Origin of the sequence: Vibrio renipiscarius, assembly GCF_000827885.1 — a bacterium.
Lineage (GTDB): Bacteria > Pseudomonadota > Gammaproteobacteria > Enterobacterales > Vibrionaceae > Vibrio > Vibrio renipiscarius.
In genome coordinates this window covers 243,758-260,477 of record NZ_JTKH01000024.1, presented here as the reverse complement: position 1 = coordinate 260,477, position 16,720 = coordinate 243,758, and the positions used below count along the sequence as shown (strand labels likewise).

Genomic DNA, 16,720 nt, shown 5'->3' with positions numbered 1-16,720 from the left:
ATTCTGCGGTTAATAGAGAAAGAATAGGGCGTCGGTTATAACATGCCTGCACTGGTCATGAGCGCCACCGTGATAAGACCGGTAGCAAAGAACACAAATAGCGCGCGTTTATTTGAAGCAAACACCAGAGTCGGTCGTGTGTTATCGGCGGAACTGGCTTTTTGTTTACCGGTGAGCATTGCCATCACTAACGGTTTTGAGCGCAGTTTATAAACGAGAATCGCAACCAAGTGCAGCGCAACCAATCCCATTAACAGGCGGGCACATGCGCCATGCAGTGTGCGAAAAACTTCAATAAGTTGATCGCTTAACAGAAGCTCCGCGTAAGGGAGATCATCAAATAAACCCACTAGCGCCATACCCGTTATACATTGCAACAGTATCGCACTGATCAATGCCACCACCATCCAAGATCCTGCCGGGTTATGCCCAGCGTGTGAGGTTTCCTTGCCACGTAGATAACGAATCGTACGTGCAGGTGATGAGAGAAACTGCTGAAACCGACTAGTATCACTGCCAATAAAACCCCAAACGATCCGCCATAAGATCAATGTGAACAGTGCTAAGCCTAAATAAAGGTGCGGGCCTACGCCGGTCATTAATCCGATAAAAAGCAGTGCTTGTAGCCAGTGGTAAAGGCGAGTGGGTAGATCCCAAATTTTCATTGTTGTTCCTAATTTATCGATAGCAATTAACGCGACATTAGTCGGTCTTGTTTGCGAGGTCGGCACTATAAATTAGCCACGAAAATTAATTAATAACCTAAATGTATAAGGATTGTTTCCATATGAGTTGGAATCGTAGGGGGGCGTTTGGCGAGAAATGGGATGGCGGTATGGGTTGCATATTGGTGAGATACGCAACCAGAACGTTAGTTTCGGATGGGCCGCTACCGGTGGTTATGCCACTGGCGGTTAGACAACTTGGTTTTCCACCTTCTTTATAAACGCATCACGGACGGGATCGGCAATGTCGGCATTCCATAATAAACCCACAGACCAAACTGCATGTTCACCTTCTAAAGGAATGAAACGTATTTGAGGTTGGCTAATACGCGCCACACTGGCAGGAATGATCGTATAACCCAAACGCGCAGACACCAAAGCCAACGCCGTGACAATATCGTTAGCCTCTTCAATCACGGCGGGGCGCTGCTTCGCTTCCCACAGGTAATTGGTGATGTGTTTGTTGAGTGTTGGGTTTTTACTGCGGCTAAGCTCTAAGTAATTATAGTGGCTCAATGATCCCCACAAATTCTCAAAGTTGAGTGTTTCGTCTTCGTGAATTGCAATCGCCAGCCGATCGGAAAACAGTGGGATCGCGGTTAAGGGCGGGTCAACCGGCAATCGGTCGAAGCCTAATTGAAGATTGCCCAATAATAGCTCTTCGACGAGTTGATGCGAGGGGTAGTCATTTAATGTCACATGCACATTCGGATTATCTTGTTTAAATTTGGCGATATAGTTGGGCGCTTCATGAAAAGAAGAGATCCCAAAACCGATATTTAAATGCCCCGATGTCCCTTCCGCCACAAATGCGGCTAACGTTTGAAACGATTCAAACCCTTTTAGTACGCGTTTTGCTTCCGGTAGCAATACTTTGCCCATTGGAGTGAGCTCCGCACCGTGCCGTCCGCGATCAAATAATGCCACTTTTAGGTGTTCTTCAAGACGTTGAATTTTTTTTGTTAGTGCTGATTGTGTGATGTAGAGGTGCTCAGACGTCACACGAAAGTTCTTATATTCGGCCAGTAAGCAAAAAGTGCGAAGTAAGTCTATATCCATTCTATTTTGGAATCGAAAACTGAATTTTATTCATTATAACTAATCGAATATGTGTTTTATAGTCGTTGCATGTAAGAAATGTGACATATTATTACATTTTATTTAAGTTTTATGGATTTATTTGGAACTCAGGACTGACCTTTTTGCTAAGCAGAATGGAGAGTCAAATTTGAATTTTCGTCTTGCAGCGAAGTAACCAACTTATGAATGAGACTCTAATTCAAGCACTGGGATTTGTAGCGTTAGGCTTAAATCTGTGTGCGTCGTCAACGGTTAATGATAATCGTATGCGAGGAATTATTTGTCTTTCTTGCTTAATTTTTGCGGTTCATTATTCATTGTTGGGGGCGCTTGTTGCTGGGTTGAACTTATTTGTCAATTCATTCCGCGCGTTGGTTTCTGTCAAATATAAAGGCATGCATGTCTTTTTATTGTTCCTTATTGTTCAAATTGGCATGAGTGTTTATTTCTATTCAGAACCAAGAGATTTACTGCCGGCCATTGCATCCATACTCAGTTGCTACGCCTTGTTTATTGCTCAAGGGATGCGTATGCGAATTGCGTTCCTCATGTGTACGCTGGTTTGGATGGTGAATGCAGTCTTAGTGGGATCTTACGGTGGTTTGATGAATGACCTATTTAACGCAACCATGCTGAGTATTACGATTTTCAGGTTAAAAAAACAACAAAAAATACAAATTCAAACAAATTAACATCCACGGCTCTTTACTTTTATAACGCTAACAAAAGAGTCGCACCCAATAATGTATAAGGAAACACAATGAAGAAAACTCTACTTGGCCTTGCAGCTGCCTCAATGCTTGCAGCAGGCGCTGCGAACGCTGCTGATTACAAGCTAACGATCCCTCACGTTACCACAGCAGACAGCTACAACCACCAATCGTTGCTAGTACTTAAAAACTATGTCGAGTCACGTTCTAACGGTCAAATCCAAGTGGATATCTACCCATCAGGCCAATTGTGTGCAAACGCAAAAGAGTGTATCGCTGGGGTTCAAGCGGGTATGTTCGATTACTTCCAAACCACCATTCCTGAGCTAGGCAGCTTCTGGCAACCGGTTGGCGCATTTGACCTTCCGTACTTATTGCCAAATGACCGTGTAGCAGAGTGTGTTTACGATAATGAGCAGTTGATTGCTGATGTACGTGGCGAGCTGATCAAGCGTGCACCAAACGTACGTCTAATGGCTGTATCGAATTCAGGCGGCTGGCGTAACATTGCAACAACCAAAAAAGAAGTGAAAACGCCAGAAGATGTAGAAGGTTTGAAACTGCGTACCGTTCCAGCAAAAACACAGCAAGATCTTGTTAAATCACTGGGTGGCGCGCCAACACCAATCGCATGGCCTGAAGTTTACACGGCACTTTCAACAGGCATGGTTGATGGTACTAAAAACGGCATCGTGGACATCATCATGAACAAATTCCACGAAAGTATCGGCTACATGATCCTTGATGGTCACGGTTACATGGGCGGCGCTTGGGTATTCAACGACATGAAATTCAAGTCATTCCCAGATGAATTAAAACAAGTGGTTATCGATGGTATCGCGGCACAAAACCAGTACCTACGTTCATATCCAAAACACAGAGAATACATGGCGTATGAAGAATTCAAAAAATCAGGTGGCGTAGTTTACAGCCCAACAGCAGAAGAAAAAGCAGCGTTTGTTGCTGCCGCTGTCCCTGTAAAAGCGGAATTCTTGGAAGCGACTGGTGCTGAAGGCCAAAAATGGATCGACCGTTTTGAGAAAGAAATCAAAACGTGTGAAGCGAAAATCCAAGCTGATTACAACATTCAGTTTAATTAATCCAGCGACATAATCTGGACCCGTTTTAAGCAAACTAGGCGCACAAAACCTAATGTGCGCCTTTATTTTATCTCAATTTTGGAAGCTGTCCGAATGAAACTTGCCCAAACCTCTACTGGCTTTACGATTAGCCATAAAAACAGAACAGTATTTGAACACTCAGAAGTTAGCCCAGCGTTGTACCTAGGCATTGGTCAAGGCACTTTTGATATGTACCGTGGCAACTTCGATATTAGTGATTATGTGACTGAGCGTCTGCCGCTAAAAGCGTTCACGATCACTGAAAACTCAGACGACATCGTCGTGACGTTTGCACTTGAAGGCAAAGCCGTTCTTGAAGCGCGCATGTTTGAAACCGCTGAAACACGTCTAAAAGTTGAATTTACGGCGCTTGAAGAGAAATACAACCGTTTCTGGATCCGCGTTGCTGCAACAGAATCTGAAGCGGTTTACGGCTGTGGTGAGCAGCTAAGTTACTTGAATCTACGTGGTAAAAACTTCCCATTATGGAGTTCAGAACCAGGCGTAGGTCGTAACAAAAATACTTACACAACATGGCAGGCTGATCTGCATGATAAAGCGGGCGGTGATTACTACACCACCAACTACCCACAGCCAACATTCGTGTCGGATAAAAAATACTTCTGCCACCTAGAGACACGTGCTTACGCAGATTTCGATTTTACTCATGCGGAATACCATGAACTGCAATGTTGGAACATTCCTGAGTACCTACTACTTGACGCTGAAGAGTCATTCCCTGAATTGATGACCAACATCACAGGCGTATTCGGCCGTCAACCTGCGTTGCCAGATTGGGTTTACAACGGTGTGATCTTGGGTATCCAAGGTGGTACAGATATCACCGTAGAAAAAGTGACTGCAGCAAAAGAAGCAGGCATTGAAGTTGCGGGTGCATGGTGCCAAGACTGGCAAGGCATCAAGATGACGTCTTTTGGTAAGCGTCTACAGTGGGATTGGCAGTGGAACCCTGCGCTTTACCCAGAGCTAGACACGAAAATTCATGAGCTGAAAGAACAAGGCATTCGCTTCTTAGGTTACATCAACCCATACGTACTAGAAGACTTCCCTCTGTACAACGAAGCGTTTGAAAAAGGCTACCTAGCGACAAAAGAAGACGGTTCAAAATACGTAGTTGATTTTGGCGAGTTCTACTGTGGTGTGGTTGACTTTACTAACCCAGAAGCGTGTGAATGGTACAAGGGCGTAATTAAAACCAATATGATCGATTTCGGTCTTGATGGTTGGATGGGTGACTTTGGTGAATATTTGCCAACAGATTGCTCACTATCGAACGGTGTAAGTGCTGAAATTGAACACAATAAATGGCCTTACCGTTGGGCAAAAGTACAACATGAAGCGATCGAAGAAGCGGGTAAAACAGACGATATCCTGTTCTTCATGCGCGCAGGTGGTACGGGCATTCAAGGTTACTGTCATGCGCTTTGGGCCGGTGACCAGTCGGTTATTTGGGAAAAAGATGATGGCTTAGCATCGGTTATTCCTGCGGCGCTATCTGCTGGCCTAATGGGTAACGGCATTAGCCACAGTGACATCGGTGGCTACACCACACTGCATGGCAATACACGTTCTAAAGAGCTATTCCAACGTTGGGCTGAAATGGCGGCGTTTACGCCAATCATGCGCAGCCACGAAGGTAACCGTCCGGGTGACAACCACCAGTACGATACAGACGCAGAAACAATGGCTCACCTAGCGCGTATGACAAAAATCTTCAAACACCTTAAGCCATACATCAAGGCGGCGGTAGAAGAGAACGCAACCAAAGGTATGCCAGTACAGCGCCCACTATTTATGCACTACGAGCAAGATAGCGAAGCGTACCAAATTCAATACCAATACTTGTTTGGCCGTGACCTTTTGGTCGCTCCTGTCTACAACCAAGGCGAAACGGTTAAAGAGCTTTACTTACCAGAAGACGAGTGGGTTCATGTCTGGACGGGCGAAACGTTCACAGGCGGTTGGATCAACGTGGATGCACCAATTGGTCAGCCACCAGTGTTCTACCGCAAGCATTCTCAAGATGCAGAACTTTTGGCAGCAATTAAGCAATTTTAATGAATTAAAACAATAACGAGTGCCTTCTACTCAGAAGGCACCCCTCACAAATTCGTTTGAAAAATAATCTGGAATAATTATGGCTGATCTAATTCTAAATAATAAAGAGTCGTTCGTAATGGACTCTATTAAAGGCACGCTTTACACCGCAGCACGTGAAAACCTAACGTTTTTAGACTTTGAAAATGACATCAAAGTTGTCGCGCGTAACGATTGGAACAAAGACAAAGTGGCTTTGATTTGTGGCGGTGGTTCTGGCCATGAGCCAGCACACGCAGGTTTTGTAGGCAAAGGCATGTTAACCGCAGCGGTCTGTGGTGATCTTTTTGCTGCGCCAAGTGTGGATGCAGTATTGAACGCTATCTTACACGTAACGGGTGACGCAGGCTGTCTTGTGATCATCAAAAACTACACCGGCGACCGCTTAAACTTTGGTCTGGCTGTTGAGAAAGCAAAAGAAATGGGTCGTAAGGTTGATCTGATCGTTGTCGGCGACGACATCTCAATCCCTGGTAACCCTCAACCTCGTGGCATTGCAGGGACATTATTTGTACAAAAAGTAGCAGGCTACGTGGCTGAAAACGGCGGCTCACTAGAAGAAGTGAAGCACGCGGCGCTCGATGCCCATGCGAAAACAGCGTCTATCGGTGTGGCACTAACCAGCTGTTCACTACCTGGTGAAAGCAACGATCGTATTGCACAAGGTAAAGCGGAACTTGGCCTTGGTATTCACGGCGAAGCGGGTATCGAAACGATCGATCTGCCAAAAGCAAAAGATCTTGTGACGACGATGGTAAGCAAACTGCTGGGAGCGAAACCAACCACGAACAACGCGATTCTGTTGAATAACCTTGGCGGCCTATCTCCAATCGAGATGAATATCGTCGCGAAAGAGGTGATGGAATCGGAATTGGGTCAAAACACACAATTGATCGTTAGCGGCGCATTGATGACGGCGATCGATATGAAAGGCTTCTCGATCTCCGTTATCCAACTGACAGATGAAATCGTGAAAGCGCTGACTTCACCAGTTGAAACCGCTGCGTGGCCTGGTGCCGTTGCGCGTCGTGAAGTACCAGTGACTAAGTGCCAAAACCAAATTGCTAAAAACACGTTTACGCCATCACACGATGAAGAAACGGCATTGGTTCTGAGCAAAGTATGTCATGCAATTATCGATATCGAAGCGGAATTGAACCATTTAGATTCCATCGTGGGTGACGGTGATACCGGTTCTACATTCGCGGCGGGTGCTCGTAAGGTACTGGCACAACTTGAAGCGAAGCAACTACCACTGCAAGACAAAGCGAAATTGATGACGACGATTGCCGATTGCTTAACGTCGGTAATGGGTGGTTCTTCAGGTGTTCTTCTGTCCATCATGTTCACGGCTGCAGGTCGCGATTTTGAGCAAAATGGTTCACTGCCTCAAGCATTGCAAGCTGGCCTAGGTCAAATGATGGCATACGGCGGCGCGAAACCTGGCGACCGTACCATGATCGATGCACTGCATCCTGCTCTAGAGGCTTGGGCGCAAGAAGGCTTTAATGCGGCAATCACGGCAGCAAAAGCAGGTGCTGAATCGACGGTAACAATGACAAGTGCGAAAGCGGGTCGTTCTTCTTACCTGAACAGCGACAGCCTATCTGGCACGAAAGATCCAGGCGCGTTTGCTGTTGAAACGGTATTTAGCCAGTTCTAAGTTGCCCAGATTTCATGCTCTGATGAGTATGCGATAAAAAATTTCAGAAGGGGCACCGTAGAGTGACCCCTTAAATAACGTGAAACAGAATAAATAAAAAGGATTCCATCATGGATAACATCATCATCTCTCCAAGCAAATACATTCAAGGTGAAGGTTCTCTAGATAATATCGGTAAATACGTATCGGTATTTGGCAAAAATCCACTCGCGATTGCTGACGATTTCGTTATGGGCTTGGTGCGTGACCGTGCTGAAACCAGCATTGTTGGCGAAGGTCTAGCGGTTAACTTTGATGTATTTGGCGGCGAATGTTCTCGCGTTGAGATTGATCGTCTTATCGACGTACGCGCACAACAAGGCAACGATGTCATCATCGGCTTCGGTGGCGGCAAAACTCTAGATACAGCGAAAGCGGTTGCTTACTACGCAAAAGTACCTGTGGTTATCGTCCCAACGATTGCTTCAACAGATGCACCAACGTCTGCGCTTGCGGTTATCTACACACCGGAAGGCGAATTCAGCGAGTACCTACTGTTCCCATCGAACCCAAATATGGTCATCATGGACACGGGCATCATCGCAGCAGCGCCAGTTCGCACTTTAGTGGCGGGTATGGGCGATGCACTTTCAACGTATTTTGAAGCGCGTGCAAACGGTCTTTCTGGTAAAGCAACTATGGCGGGTGGCGCGCCAACGCGTTCTGCTCAAGCACTTGCGAAGCTATGTTATGAAACACTGATCGCTGATGGCGTAAAAGCAAAAGCAGCAGTAGAAAATGGTGTGTCAACGAAAGCGGTTGAAAACATCATCGAAGCAAACACTTACCTTTCAGGTATCGGTTTTGAAAGTTCAGGTCTTGCGGCTGCTCACGCTATCCACAATGGTCTAACGAAGCTTGAAGAATGTCACCACCTGCTACACGGTGAAAAAGTTGCGTTTGGTACGCTAACGCAATTGGTTCTAGAGAACGCTCCGAAAGCAGAAATTGATGAAGTACTGAACTTCTGCCGTTCAGTGGGTCTACCAACGAACCTACATCAAATGGGCGTGAAAGAGCTAAACCATGAAAAACTGATGGAAGTGGCTGCGGCATCATGTGCTGAAGGTGAAACGATTCATAACATGCCATTCCCAGTAACAGCGAAGTCTGTTTATGCGGCAATTCTAACGGCGCATAACTTGGGTCTATAATTTATCCTCATCGTATTAAGCGGCTTTCTTTGAAAGCCGCTTTTTTTTTGGGGTGTAGTTTGAGTTTTGGGTGGCTGGTGGGTAAGCATGATGAATGGGTTTGTCCCGCTTATTGCTTATGTGCATCTCATCAGGCTATCCATAAGCGGTCCCATGATTCTTTGCCTCGAGTGGTATTTATCTTGGGTTAATTGGACGCTTCTTTTAGATGGTAAAAGTTTGAACGAAGTTCTGCCCCGAAGTATGTCCCGCTTATTGCTTATGCGCATTCATTAAGCCTTTTCATCAGCGGTCCAATGACTCTTTGTCTTGCCAAAGAGTCATCAGAAAGGCGCTTTGGTTCGGTAGTCGTTGTCCGGCCGCTTTTAGGCGTTCCCGACGCCGAAAACCTAAAAATGCGTCCTGCATTTTTGCCTCGAGTGGTATTTATCTTGGGTTAATTGGACGCTTCTTTTAGATGGCAAAAGTTTGAACGAAGTTCTGCCCCGAAGTTTGTCCCGCTTAATACTTATGCGCATTCCTTAAGCCTTTTCATCAGCGGTCCAATGACTCTTTGTCTTGCCAAAGAGTCATCAGAAAGGCGCTTTGGGTCGGTAGTCGTTGTTCGGTCGGTTTTAGGTGTTCCCGACACCGAAAACCTAAAAATGCGTCCTGCATTTTTCCTAGTAGGTAGGAGCACTTGGGTTATTTGCGATAGGGGCTAGCTGGGGAGCGACGGCGTTATAGGGACAAGCGCTATTGGTTAGTACCAGTTATCTTGTTTGTATTGTCCGCTGCAATAATAATTGCTAACAAATTGACCATTCTCGGTGTTTCGGCATCTGTATTGAGCATTACCAGGCAGGTAATCCCAAGCGGCAGCTTGGTGGCAGTAGTTACCTTTACAATACACATAATCAGACGAAGAACTGCCGCTACCGCTTTGTGATGCTCCAGCGATGACGATAACCGCCACTGCAACTACACCAACGATTACAATGGGTAAAGCAATTGTGTTGAAAGTACTAAACTCCTCGTCGTCATCACCAGTGTAAAGTTCTTGGTTTGTTGTGCAGGCGGTGATTGTAGTGAATAAAAGAATGGAGATGATAATTTTCTTGAACATGAATGCTTACTATTAATACAACATACCGCGTCATTTTTACGCAGACGGAAATTTTTGAGCGCGAAATATATACCTATGAACTGGGTAATACAAACATTATTGATTACTCATTTTTGGTGCAGACTGACAGAGTTTTTTAGTGTTTCTTGCAGGGGCAGGCATAGGATCAAACGGTCAGTCGGTTATCGAGCTAAGCGAGGTAACCTCGGAGCGGAAAAGTGTGGAATTGTCGGGGGGAGCGGAGAGGGAAACCAGAAGAGAAAGAAATAAAAAACGGCAGCTTGGCGCTACCGTTTCGTTTTTAATTCACTGTGTCGTCAGAATGTCTAAAAACTTACATTTTTGAACACGAGCATAAAGCCCATCACCAATAAGAAACTGTGGACGATTTTGTGGTAATCGATTTTGTACTTCTGTAGGAAGTGATAGCCGATCATACCGCCAGCAAGACCGATAGCGAACGCAGGTAATGCAGAAAGAACATGCGATACAACTTCTTCAGTAATCAACCCTTCATTCCAGAAACTGACGTTAGCACCAATCATCTGTAGCATGAAGAAAAATGCCAATGTTGATTTAGTTTGGTCGGCAGTCCATGGCTGCATGGATGTGTAGGCAATCACTGGTGGACCTGATTCACCAACGCTCGCACCCAGCACACCTGAGGTAAAGCCTGCGCCCAATGTTAATGGCATTGAAGCTTGTTTAAACAATGGCTTAGTGGCGCGCAGTGAGTGAAGACTTGAAATGATCAACACCGCACCCATGGTCAGCAAAATGTATTGAGATGGCATGCTTGCCAGCAGTTTCGCCCCTACAAAAGAAGCCGGAACTGAACCTGCAAAAAGGATAAGACCCGTTTGACGTTCGATGGAATGTCGCATTTTCCACACAATTGGTAACGTCACCAACCAGCCAAAAATACCCGCAATAGGCACCGCCGTTTGAGCGCCCACAATAAGCGAAAGCAGCGGAACGGAGACGAGTGCAGAACCAAACCCCGTCAGGCCTTGCGTAAAGCCAGCCAAGGCAATGATCATTGAAATAAGTATTAACGTGGTATCCATATTTCCTATTCTATAGCGCTTAGTGAATGTCGCATTACTATAAGATCTTTATAATTAATTACCACTGCGCGTGTCACATTTTGTTGTTTTATGTCTATATGATTTCGCTTTGTGACCATCCTCCCAGTTGAATTTGCGCTTTTTCGTATAATGAAGCCTCTTATTTATGGCTTTACCATTTATACCCGTTCTACTTGAAGTTACTGCGGTGTTGACTGGCACTTTCAAGCCTCATCACACAGCGTCTCTGTGCTAAAAGGCAATGCTTAGGGGCAATGATCAGAGGCTATGTTCGCAGGTTTGGCTCGCTCGTCGCCGACCTGCATCTTCACGTTATTAGGGTGTAGTCAAAATACCAATGCTTGAATTTTTTCTCATATCGACGTGACGTATATCTATGTGACGTAAATCGATGAAAATAGATGCGAGCATTGGCATTTTGATTATTTATTTTATGAGGTTAGCGATGGAAAACTTCCAAGCAGACAAAGAGAACTTGTTGGAATTAGAGACAACGACACACACTGATGCGATAGGTACTGAAGCCGTTGATAAGGTGTATGGCCTAGGCTACGAAGTGGGTCATGCAGATTGGTCTCCGTTTCCACGTGTTAACTACCTGCGTCAAACCTTTTTAGATCGTTCTTATGATATTGATGTTGAAAGATTGCGATTGGTGACCGAAGCGTATCGTAATAACGAGACCATGCCTCGTATATTGCAATGTGCGACGGCGTTTCAAAACATCTTGCTTAACAGCACACTCCATATCTATGAACAGGATTTGATTTTAGGTGAAATTGCCGCACCCGCAAAAGCGTCACCGATTTACCCAGAGTTTTCAGTTGATTGGATCATCGACGAAATTTTAAACGCCCCGTTTGAAGAGCGTCCAAACGATCAATTTTATATTCGTAACGAACAAGATCGCGCAGAAATCTTAGAGCTGTGTGAATATTGGAAAGGCAAAAGCGCCAACGAATTTATCACCGCGAACCTCGATGAAGACCAAAAGAAAGGGTCTCATATGGGCGAGAAAGTCTTCCAGACCAACAACTACCACTTTGCGGGTATTGGTCACTTCGCGATGGATTTCAAAAAGCTGATGACGTTGGGTTACCAAGGCGTCTTGCAACAAGCAAAAGAGGCTTTTTCGACACTCACGAAAAAAGATCCAGATTACAGCGAAAAACGCGATTACTACAAAGCGACCATCATTACGTTAGAAGCTGCAACGCAATACATCACTCGCTATGCGCTGCTTGCGGAAGATATGGCGTTTGCTGAAACCGATGAAAAGCGTAAGCAAGAGCTGCAGGCCATGTCTGCCAACTGTTTCCAAATTGCGGGTGGCGCACCACAAACATTTTGGCAAGCCGCACAGTTATTCAGTTTTGCCGTTACGATGACGCAAATTGAGGGCAATGGCCACTCGATTTCTTACGGTCGTATGGACCAATGGATGCTGCCGTTCTACAACAAAGACGTGAAAGATAACGGCGTCTCTAAAGCGTTTGTATTGGAAATTCTTGAAGTGCTTTACGTCAAGATGAATAACCCAACCAAACTCAAAGACAAAGGCACGGTGAAAGTGCGTAATGGTCGTGGTTTTGGTGGCGAAAGTTTGACGATTGGTGGCGTTGATACCAACGGCAATGACGCCACAAATGACCTGACCATGTTAATGCTTGAGGCATCGGTGCATACGCGCATGATGAACCCTTGGTTATGCGTGCGTTTACACGATAAAACGCCACGCGAGCTAAAGCTAAAAACCATCGAATGTATTCGTGCCGGTTACGGGCATCCAAAATTATTTAACGACGGCCCGGCAATTAAAGCGATGTTAAGCAAGGGCGTGACACTCGAAGAAGCGCGTGATTATGCCGTTGTTGGTTGTGTTGAACCGACGATTCCGGGCAAAGAGCATGGTTGGTTAGATGCCGGTTATGTGAATACCGTTAAAATGATGGAGATGGTGATTAACGGCGGCCGTATTCTGTCTGGCCCGAATGCGGGAATGCAGCTTGGTCCTGATACGGGCAGCCTTGAAACCTACCAGTCGTTTGAAGAGATTCTTGAAAGTGTCGATAAGCAATTTGCGTATTGGTGTGACCAACTATGCAGCTGCCTAAATACCACGGATAAAATGCACCGCATGATCAAACCGACGCCGTACATTTCCGCTTTCTTTGAAGGGTGTATTGAGTCAGGCAAAGACATGACGGCCGGTGGCGCGAAATATAATGGCACTGCCCCGCAAGCCGCGGGCATGGCAAGCTGTGCTGATTCGTTAGCCAGCATCAAAAAGTTAGTCTTTGACGATAAAAAATACACGGGCAAAGAACTGCTTGAAGCGGTGAAAGATAACTGGGAAGGGCATCAAAAACTGTACGCGTTAGTCAACAGCTCTAAGATCCCGCACTATGGCAATGATATTGATGAAGCTGACGCGTTGTTCTCGTTTATGTTTGAGTGTTACTGCCGTCATATTAAAGGCCGTGAAAACCCACGTGGTGGTAAGTTTAGCCCGGGTGTTTATACGGTGAATGCCAATGTGGGTATGGGCTTATACACCAACGCCTCTCTTGATGGTCGCAAAAACGGAGAGCCTATCTCTGACAATATGGGCCCAGTACACACTGCAGGTGGATCACATGATATCAATGGCCCAACCGCGGTGATTAACTCAGTGACGAAGGTAGACCATAGCTTGGCGACCAACGGCACATTGCTAAACTTACGTTTCCCAGAAGATGCCGTGTCCGGTGTTGAAGGGCGCGATATTTTGTTGAGTTTTGTCGATGAGTATATCGGTAAGCAAGGCATGCACGTTCAGTTCAATATCATGAGCTCTGAAAAAATGCGCGCTGCGCAACAAAACCCAGAACAGTATCGAGATATGCTGGTTCGTGTTGCCGGATACAGTGCGTACTTTGTTGAACTCGGCAAACCGCTACAAGATGACTTAATTCAACGTACAGAACTTCGGTTTTAACTAAAACAACCATACTCAAGCCTCCACTGGCGTGCATTGTTACGTCAGTGTTCCGCTTGGGTATTGGCGTTTTAAACAAGGATTGAGGTGTACCGTGTCCGATCGAGGAATCGTATTAAATATCCAGCGTTTTACCCTGCATGATGGGCCGGGTATTCGTACCGAAATCTTTCTCAAAGGTTGCCCTTTACGCTGTGATTGGTGTGGCAACCCGGAAAGCTTTCAGCGCCGCATTGAGGTGGGCGTCTTTCACAACAAATGTATTTCTACCGAGCATTGTGGTTCGTGCCGAGAGGTGTGCCCAGATAACCAAATGCTGATTTATTCCGACTCAATGCTACAGAAAATAGACCGTCATCAGTGTACGGGCTGCTTAAGTTGCGTTGAAGAGTGCCCGTCAGAAGCGATTAAGCAATGGGGACAAGAGATGTCGGTTGAGGATTGCATGGCGTTGATCTTAAAAGATCGCGGGTTTTATGACCGCTCAGGCGGTGGCGTGACCGTGTCTGGCGGAGAGCCTTTGCTGCAAAGCAATTTCGTCTTAGAGCTGTTTAAAGCGTGCAAGCAAGAGGGCATTCATACTTGCTTAGAGTCAAGCTTTTACGCCAATTGGAATCGAATTGAGAAAGTTTTGCCCTATACCGATTTGTTTATTTCAGACATAAAGTTTATGGATAGTGCTGCGCATAAAAAGCATACAGGTGTCGATAATCGCAAAATTCTGAACAACATCAAATCGCTGACAGAATTAGGTAAAGATCTGATTCTGAGAATACCGGTGATTCCAAGCATCAATGATAGCGATGACAATATCGCGGCAACCGCCGATTTTATTGAACATGAACTCAATGGCCGTGTGAATGTGCTGCAATTGTTGAGTTTTATGCGTTTAGGCGAAGAGAAGTACGAGTCTTTAGGCTTGCCTTACAAAATGAAAGATCTCGTTTTTGAACGTCATGAATTTCAAGATCGGGTGAATGGTATTGCGGACTATTTTAATCAGCGCGGTATTCGTTGCTCGGTAGGCACAAAAGAACAAGAAGTTGCTTAGAGATAGCGCGTTAACCGACGCCTAACCGCAGGCTAATCAAGTACCTAATTGAGCGACTAATCAAGCGGTTAAGCAACCCAATATAATAATAGATAAGAGGCAACAACGTGAAACTGAAGATTGAGAACTGGGGCCAAATTGAAGGGAAAGCAATGCCGGTTAAACTGTTTACGCTGGAAAACAGTCAAGGCATGGTGCTTAAAGCGACCAACTATGGCGGTATTGTGACATCGATTGAAGTGCCTGACCGTGACGGAAAGGTTGCTGATGTGGTGCTGGGTTATGAGTGTTTAGATAAATACCTCGGTGGGCATCCATTTTTCGGTGCCGTTGCCGGACGATACGCGAACCGAATTGAAAAGGGTTGCTACCAATTAGATGGCGAAACCTTCCAGTTAGAAATGAACGAAGTGGCGACGATGCAACATTTGCATGGTGGCGCAAAAGGCTTTGATAAATACGTGTGGGATTTTGCGATTGAAGAGCAAGACGAGGCGATTTATCTTCACCTTAGCCGTATTTCGCCAGATGGTGAGTCGGGGTACGGCGGCACTCTTCAGGTCATGCATACGATCGGTTTGGATGAAATGAACCAAGTTCATTATAACTTCAAAGCCACCACCGATAAGCCAACGGTGGTTAACTTAGTCAATCACAGTTATTACAACTTAGGTGGGCATGATTCAGGTACGGTAGATAACCACGAACTCAAACTTTTTGCTCAGTTTTACACGCCAGTGACTGAAACATCGATCCCAACGGGTGAGATTCTTTCGGTAAAAGGCACGGCGCTCGATTTTACGCAAACGACGAAAATTGAACTAAATAAAGTCAACATGCCTCTTGGCGGTTTTGATCACAACTACATTCTTGATGGGTCAAAAACGGAAGGGGAATACCATTACGCCGCAGAATTATACGAGGCTAACTCAGGTCGTATGATGACGGTATTAACCACTCAACCGGCGGTACAATTTTATAACGGTTTTAAATTATCCAATAAACACTGGGTTGGCCGTCATGGTGAGCGTTATGAATCGTGTCATGGTCTGTGTTTAGAAACGCAGCATTTCCCAGACAGTCCAAACAAAGCGCATTTCCCAACGACGCGTCTTAATCCTGGTGAGGTGTTTGAAGAGAAAACTATCCACCGTTTCTCGATTCAATAATCACGGATCTAACGCCGCCAAGCGGTAAGAAAAGTCGTAGGTCAGCGTTTCAAACGATGTGTTGATCAAAATGCACTCGTTAAAATGCCTTATTTATTGTGAAGCCTTGCCGATTGAACTGACCCCCTTTACGGGAACACTTCAATCGGGCAGGGCTTTTTTAGATCACGTCTGGGTTTGCGCGCATGGGGTTTACGCGCGTGTATTTTTTTGCGAGGGCATATTTAGAGCACGGTATTCAAAGAGTCACCTTTAAGTCTCACTTAATACACCAAGCTCGCGAGCTTGCTTTATCGTAATCTCTTTTTCGACGAGATTATGCAAAGCCGCTTCTGAGATTTGAAACACTTTTACGTTTTCGGTTGGGGGTGATACGTGCACTTCAATCGATCCGCCAGTCTCACTGATGCGTGACCACAGCTGGTGGTCAACGAGATAAACATAGGATCCTTTAGGCAAATCTGGATGGGCTTTTGTCATCAAATTTAGCCACCAACTGGCTCTTCTTAGCCCCGCTTGGCCATTCACCTCCGGCACTGGCTGCATATGTTTAGAACGAATGGCGATTTGAGTTGCAATGGAGACATCCAACGCTCCTGGGTAGGTTTCGCTAAATGGGTTGGTAAACAACCCATCATAAGAGCAAGCCCAAGTGAATGGGCTTGCGAGTGCGATAACGCCAGAAGCAATGCAAGTGATTACATGCTTCTTCATTGTGAC

At 45.6% G+C, this 16,720-nt stretch carries 13 protein-coding genes; 8 read left to right on the top strand and 5 right to left on the bottom strand.

The features are described 5' to 3' along the window. Nucleotides 1-35 precede the first annotated feature (35 nt). Both OJ16_RS14835 and OJ16_RS14830 read right to left on the bottom strand, forming a co-directional pair. The gene (locus OJ16_RS14835) at nucleotides 36-665 is read right to left on the bottom strand and encodes a cytochrome b/b6 domain-containing protein (RefSeq protein ID WP_040992029.1); all 630 of its coding nucleotides are present in this window, start codon (nucleotides 663-665) and stop codon (nucleotides 36-38) included. 249 nt (nucleotides 666-914) lie between these two features. Further along, nucleotides 915-1,784: a LysR family transcriptional regulator gene (locus tag OJ16_RS14830; RefSeq protein WP_040992028.1), complete on the bottom strand. Its 870-nt coding sequence runs from the start codon at nucleotides 1,782-1,784 to the stop codon at nucleotides 915-917. A 203-nt stretch (nucleotides 1,785-1,987) separates the two neighbouring features. Between OJ16_RS14830 and OJ16_RS14825 the strand changes: the two genes are divergently transcribed. From OJ16_RS14825 to OJ16_RS14805, 5 genes are all read left to right on the top strand, one after another. Further along, nucleotides 1,988-2,497, top strand: coding sequence for a YgjV family protein (locus OJ16_RS14825; RefSeq protein ID WP_040992027.1), 510 nt, complete (start codon nucleotides 1,988-1,990; stop codon nucleotides 2,495-2,497). A gap of 68 nt (nucleotides 2,498-2,565) precedes the next feature. Next, nucleotides 2,566-3,615, top strand: coding sequence for a TRAP transporter substrate-binding protein (locus OJ16_RS14820; protein WP_040992026.1), 1,050 nt, complete (start codon nucleotides 2,566-2,568; stop codon nucleotides 3,613-3,615). Between the two features lie 93 nt (nucleotides 3,616-3,708). Beyond that, complete coding sequence (locus OJ16_RS14815; protein ID WP_040992025.1) at nucleotides 3,709-5,715, top strand: alpha-glucosidase; 2,007 nt, start codon at nucleotides 3,709-3,711, stop codon at nucleotides 5,713-5,715. 79 nt (nucleotides 5,716-5,794) lie between these two features. Beyond that, complete coding sequence (locus OJ16_RS14810) at nucleotides 5,795-7,417, top strand: dihydroxyacetone kinase subunit DhaK (RefSeq protein WP_040992024.1); 1,623 nt, start codon at nucleotides 5,795-5,797, stop codon at nucleotides 7,415-7,417. Nucleotides 7,418-7,527: 110 nt separating this feature from the next. Then, entirely contained in the window at nucleotides 7,528-8,610 is a 1,083-nt protein-coding gene (locus tag OJ16_RS14805) for a glycerol dehydrogenase (protein ID WP_040992023.1), read from the top strand. A gap of 742 nt (nucleotides 8,611-9,352) precedes the next feature. On the opposite strand, the gene OJ16_RS14800 is transcribed toward OJ16_RS14805, so the two are convergent. Then, nucleotides 9,353-9,715 carry a hypothetical protein gene (locus OJ16_RS14800; protein WP_040992022.1) on the bottom strand — a complete coding sequence of 121 codons (363 nt, stop codon included), beginning with the start codon at nucleotides 9,713-9,715 and terminating at the stop codon, nucleotides 9,353-9,355. 326 nt (nucleotides 9,716-10,041) lie between these two features. Next, nucleotides 10,042-10,782 carry a sulfite exporter TauE/SafE family protein gene (locus tag OJ16_RS14795; RefSeq protein WP_040992021.1) on the bottom strand — a complete coding sequence of 247 codons (741 nt, stop codon included), beginning with the start codon at nucleotides 10,780-10,782 and terminating at the stop codon, nucleotides 10,042-10,044. A 466-nt stretch (nucleotides 10,783-11,248) separates the two neighbouring features. On the opposite strand from OJ16_RS14795, the gene hpfG reads away from it, so the two are divergent. The 3 genes from hpfG (at nucleotide 11,249) to OJ16_RS14780 (ending at nucleotide 16,000) form a co-directional block, all read left to right on the top strand. Next, nucleotides 11,249-13,780, top strand: coding sequence for a (2S)-3-sulfopropanediol dehydratase (gene hpfG, locus OJ16_RS14790; protein WP_052810343.1), 2,532 nt, complete (start codon nucleotides 11,249-11,251; stop codon nucleotides 13,778-13,780). A gap of 94 nt (nucleotides 13,781-13,874) precedes the next feature. Next, nucleotides 13,875-14,831: a (2S)-3-sulfopropanediol dehydratase activating enzyme gene (hpfH, locus tag OJ16_RS14785; RefSeq protein ID WP_040992020.1), complete on the top strand. Its 957-nt coding sequence runs from the start codon at nucleotides 13,875-13,877 to the stop codon at nucleotides 14,829-14,831. A 107-nt stretch (nucleotides 14,832-14,938) separates the two neighbouring features. Then, the gene (locus OJ16_RS14780) at nucleotides 14,939-16,000 is read left to right on the top strand and encodes an aldose epimerase family protein (RefSeq protein WP_040992019.1); all 1,062 of its coding nucleotides are present in this window, start codon (nucleotides 14,939-14,941) and stop codon (nucleotides 15,998-16,000) included. A 252-nt stretch (nucleotides 16,001-16,252) separates the two neighbouring features. On the opposite strand, the gene OJ16_RS14775 is transcribed toward OJ16_RS14780, so the two are convergent. Next, nucleotides 16,253-16,714 carry a hypothetical protein gene (locus OJ16_RS14775; protein WP_040992018.1) on the bottom strand — a complete coding sequence of 154 codons (462 nt, stop codon included), beginning with the start codon at nucleotides 16,712-16,714 and terminating at the stop codon, nucleotides 16,253-16,255. Between the last annotated feature and the right edge of the window lie 6 nt (nucleotides 16,715-16,720).

What these genes read in the sequence shown, in the direction of transcription:
- OJ16_RS14830 (WP_040992028.1), bottom strand. Translation starts at nt 1,784, where the DNA reads ATGGATATAGACTTACTTCGCACTTTTTGCTTACTGGCCGAATATAAG.
- OJ16_RS14775 (WP_040992018.1), bottom strand. Translation starts at nt 16,714, where the DNA reads ATGAAGAAGCATGTAATCACTTGCATTGCTTCTGGCGTTATCGCACTC.
- OJ16_RS14825 (WP_040992027.1), top strand. Translation starts at nt 1,988, where the DNA reads ATGAATGAGACTCTAATTCAAGCACTGGGATTTGTAGCGTTAGGCTTA.
- OJ16_RS14805 (WP_040992023.1), top strand. Translation starts at nt 7,528, where the DNA reads ATGGATAACATCATCATCTCTCCAAGCAAATACATTCAAGGTGAAGGT.
- OJ16_RS14800 (WP_040992022.1), bottom strand. Translation starts at nt 9,715, where the DNA reads ATGTTCAAGAAAATTATCATCTCCATTCTTTTATTCACTACAATCACC.
- OJ16_RS14835 (WP_040992029.1), bottom strand. Translation starts at nt 665, where the DNA reads ATGAAAATTTGGGATCTACCCACTCGCCTTTACCACTGGCTACAAGCA.
- OJ16_RS14815 (WP_040992025.1), top strand. Translation starts at nt 3,709, where the DNA reads ATGAAACTTGCCCAAACCTCTACTGGCTTTACGATTAGCCATAAAAAC.
- OJ16_RS14820 (WP_040992026.1), top strand. Translation starts at nt 2,566, where the DNA reads ATGAAGAAAACTCTACTTGGCCTTGCAGCTGCCTCAATGCTTGCAGCA.
- OJ16_RS14810 (WP_040992024.1), top strand. Translation starts at nt 5,795, where the DNA reads ATGGCTGATCTAATTCTAAATAATAAAGAGTCGTTCGTAATGGACTCT.
- OJ16_RS14795 (WP_040992021.1), bottom strand. Translation starts at nt 10,782, where the DNA reads ATGGATACCACGTTAATACTTATTTCAATGATCATTGCCTTGGCTGGC.
- hpfG (WP_052810343.1), top strand. Translation starts at nt 11,249, where the DNA reads ATGGAAAACTTCCAAGCAGACAAAGAGAACTTGTTGGAATTAGAGACA.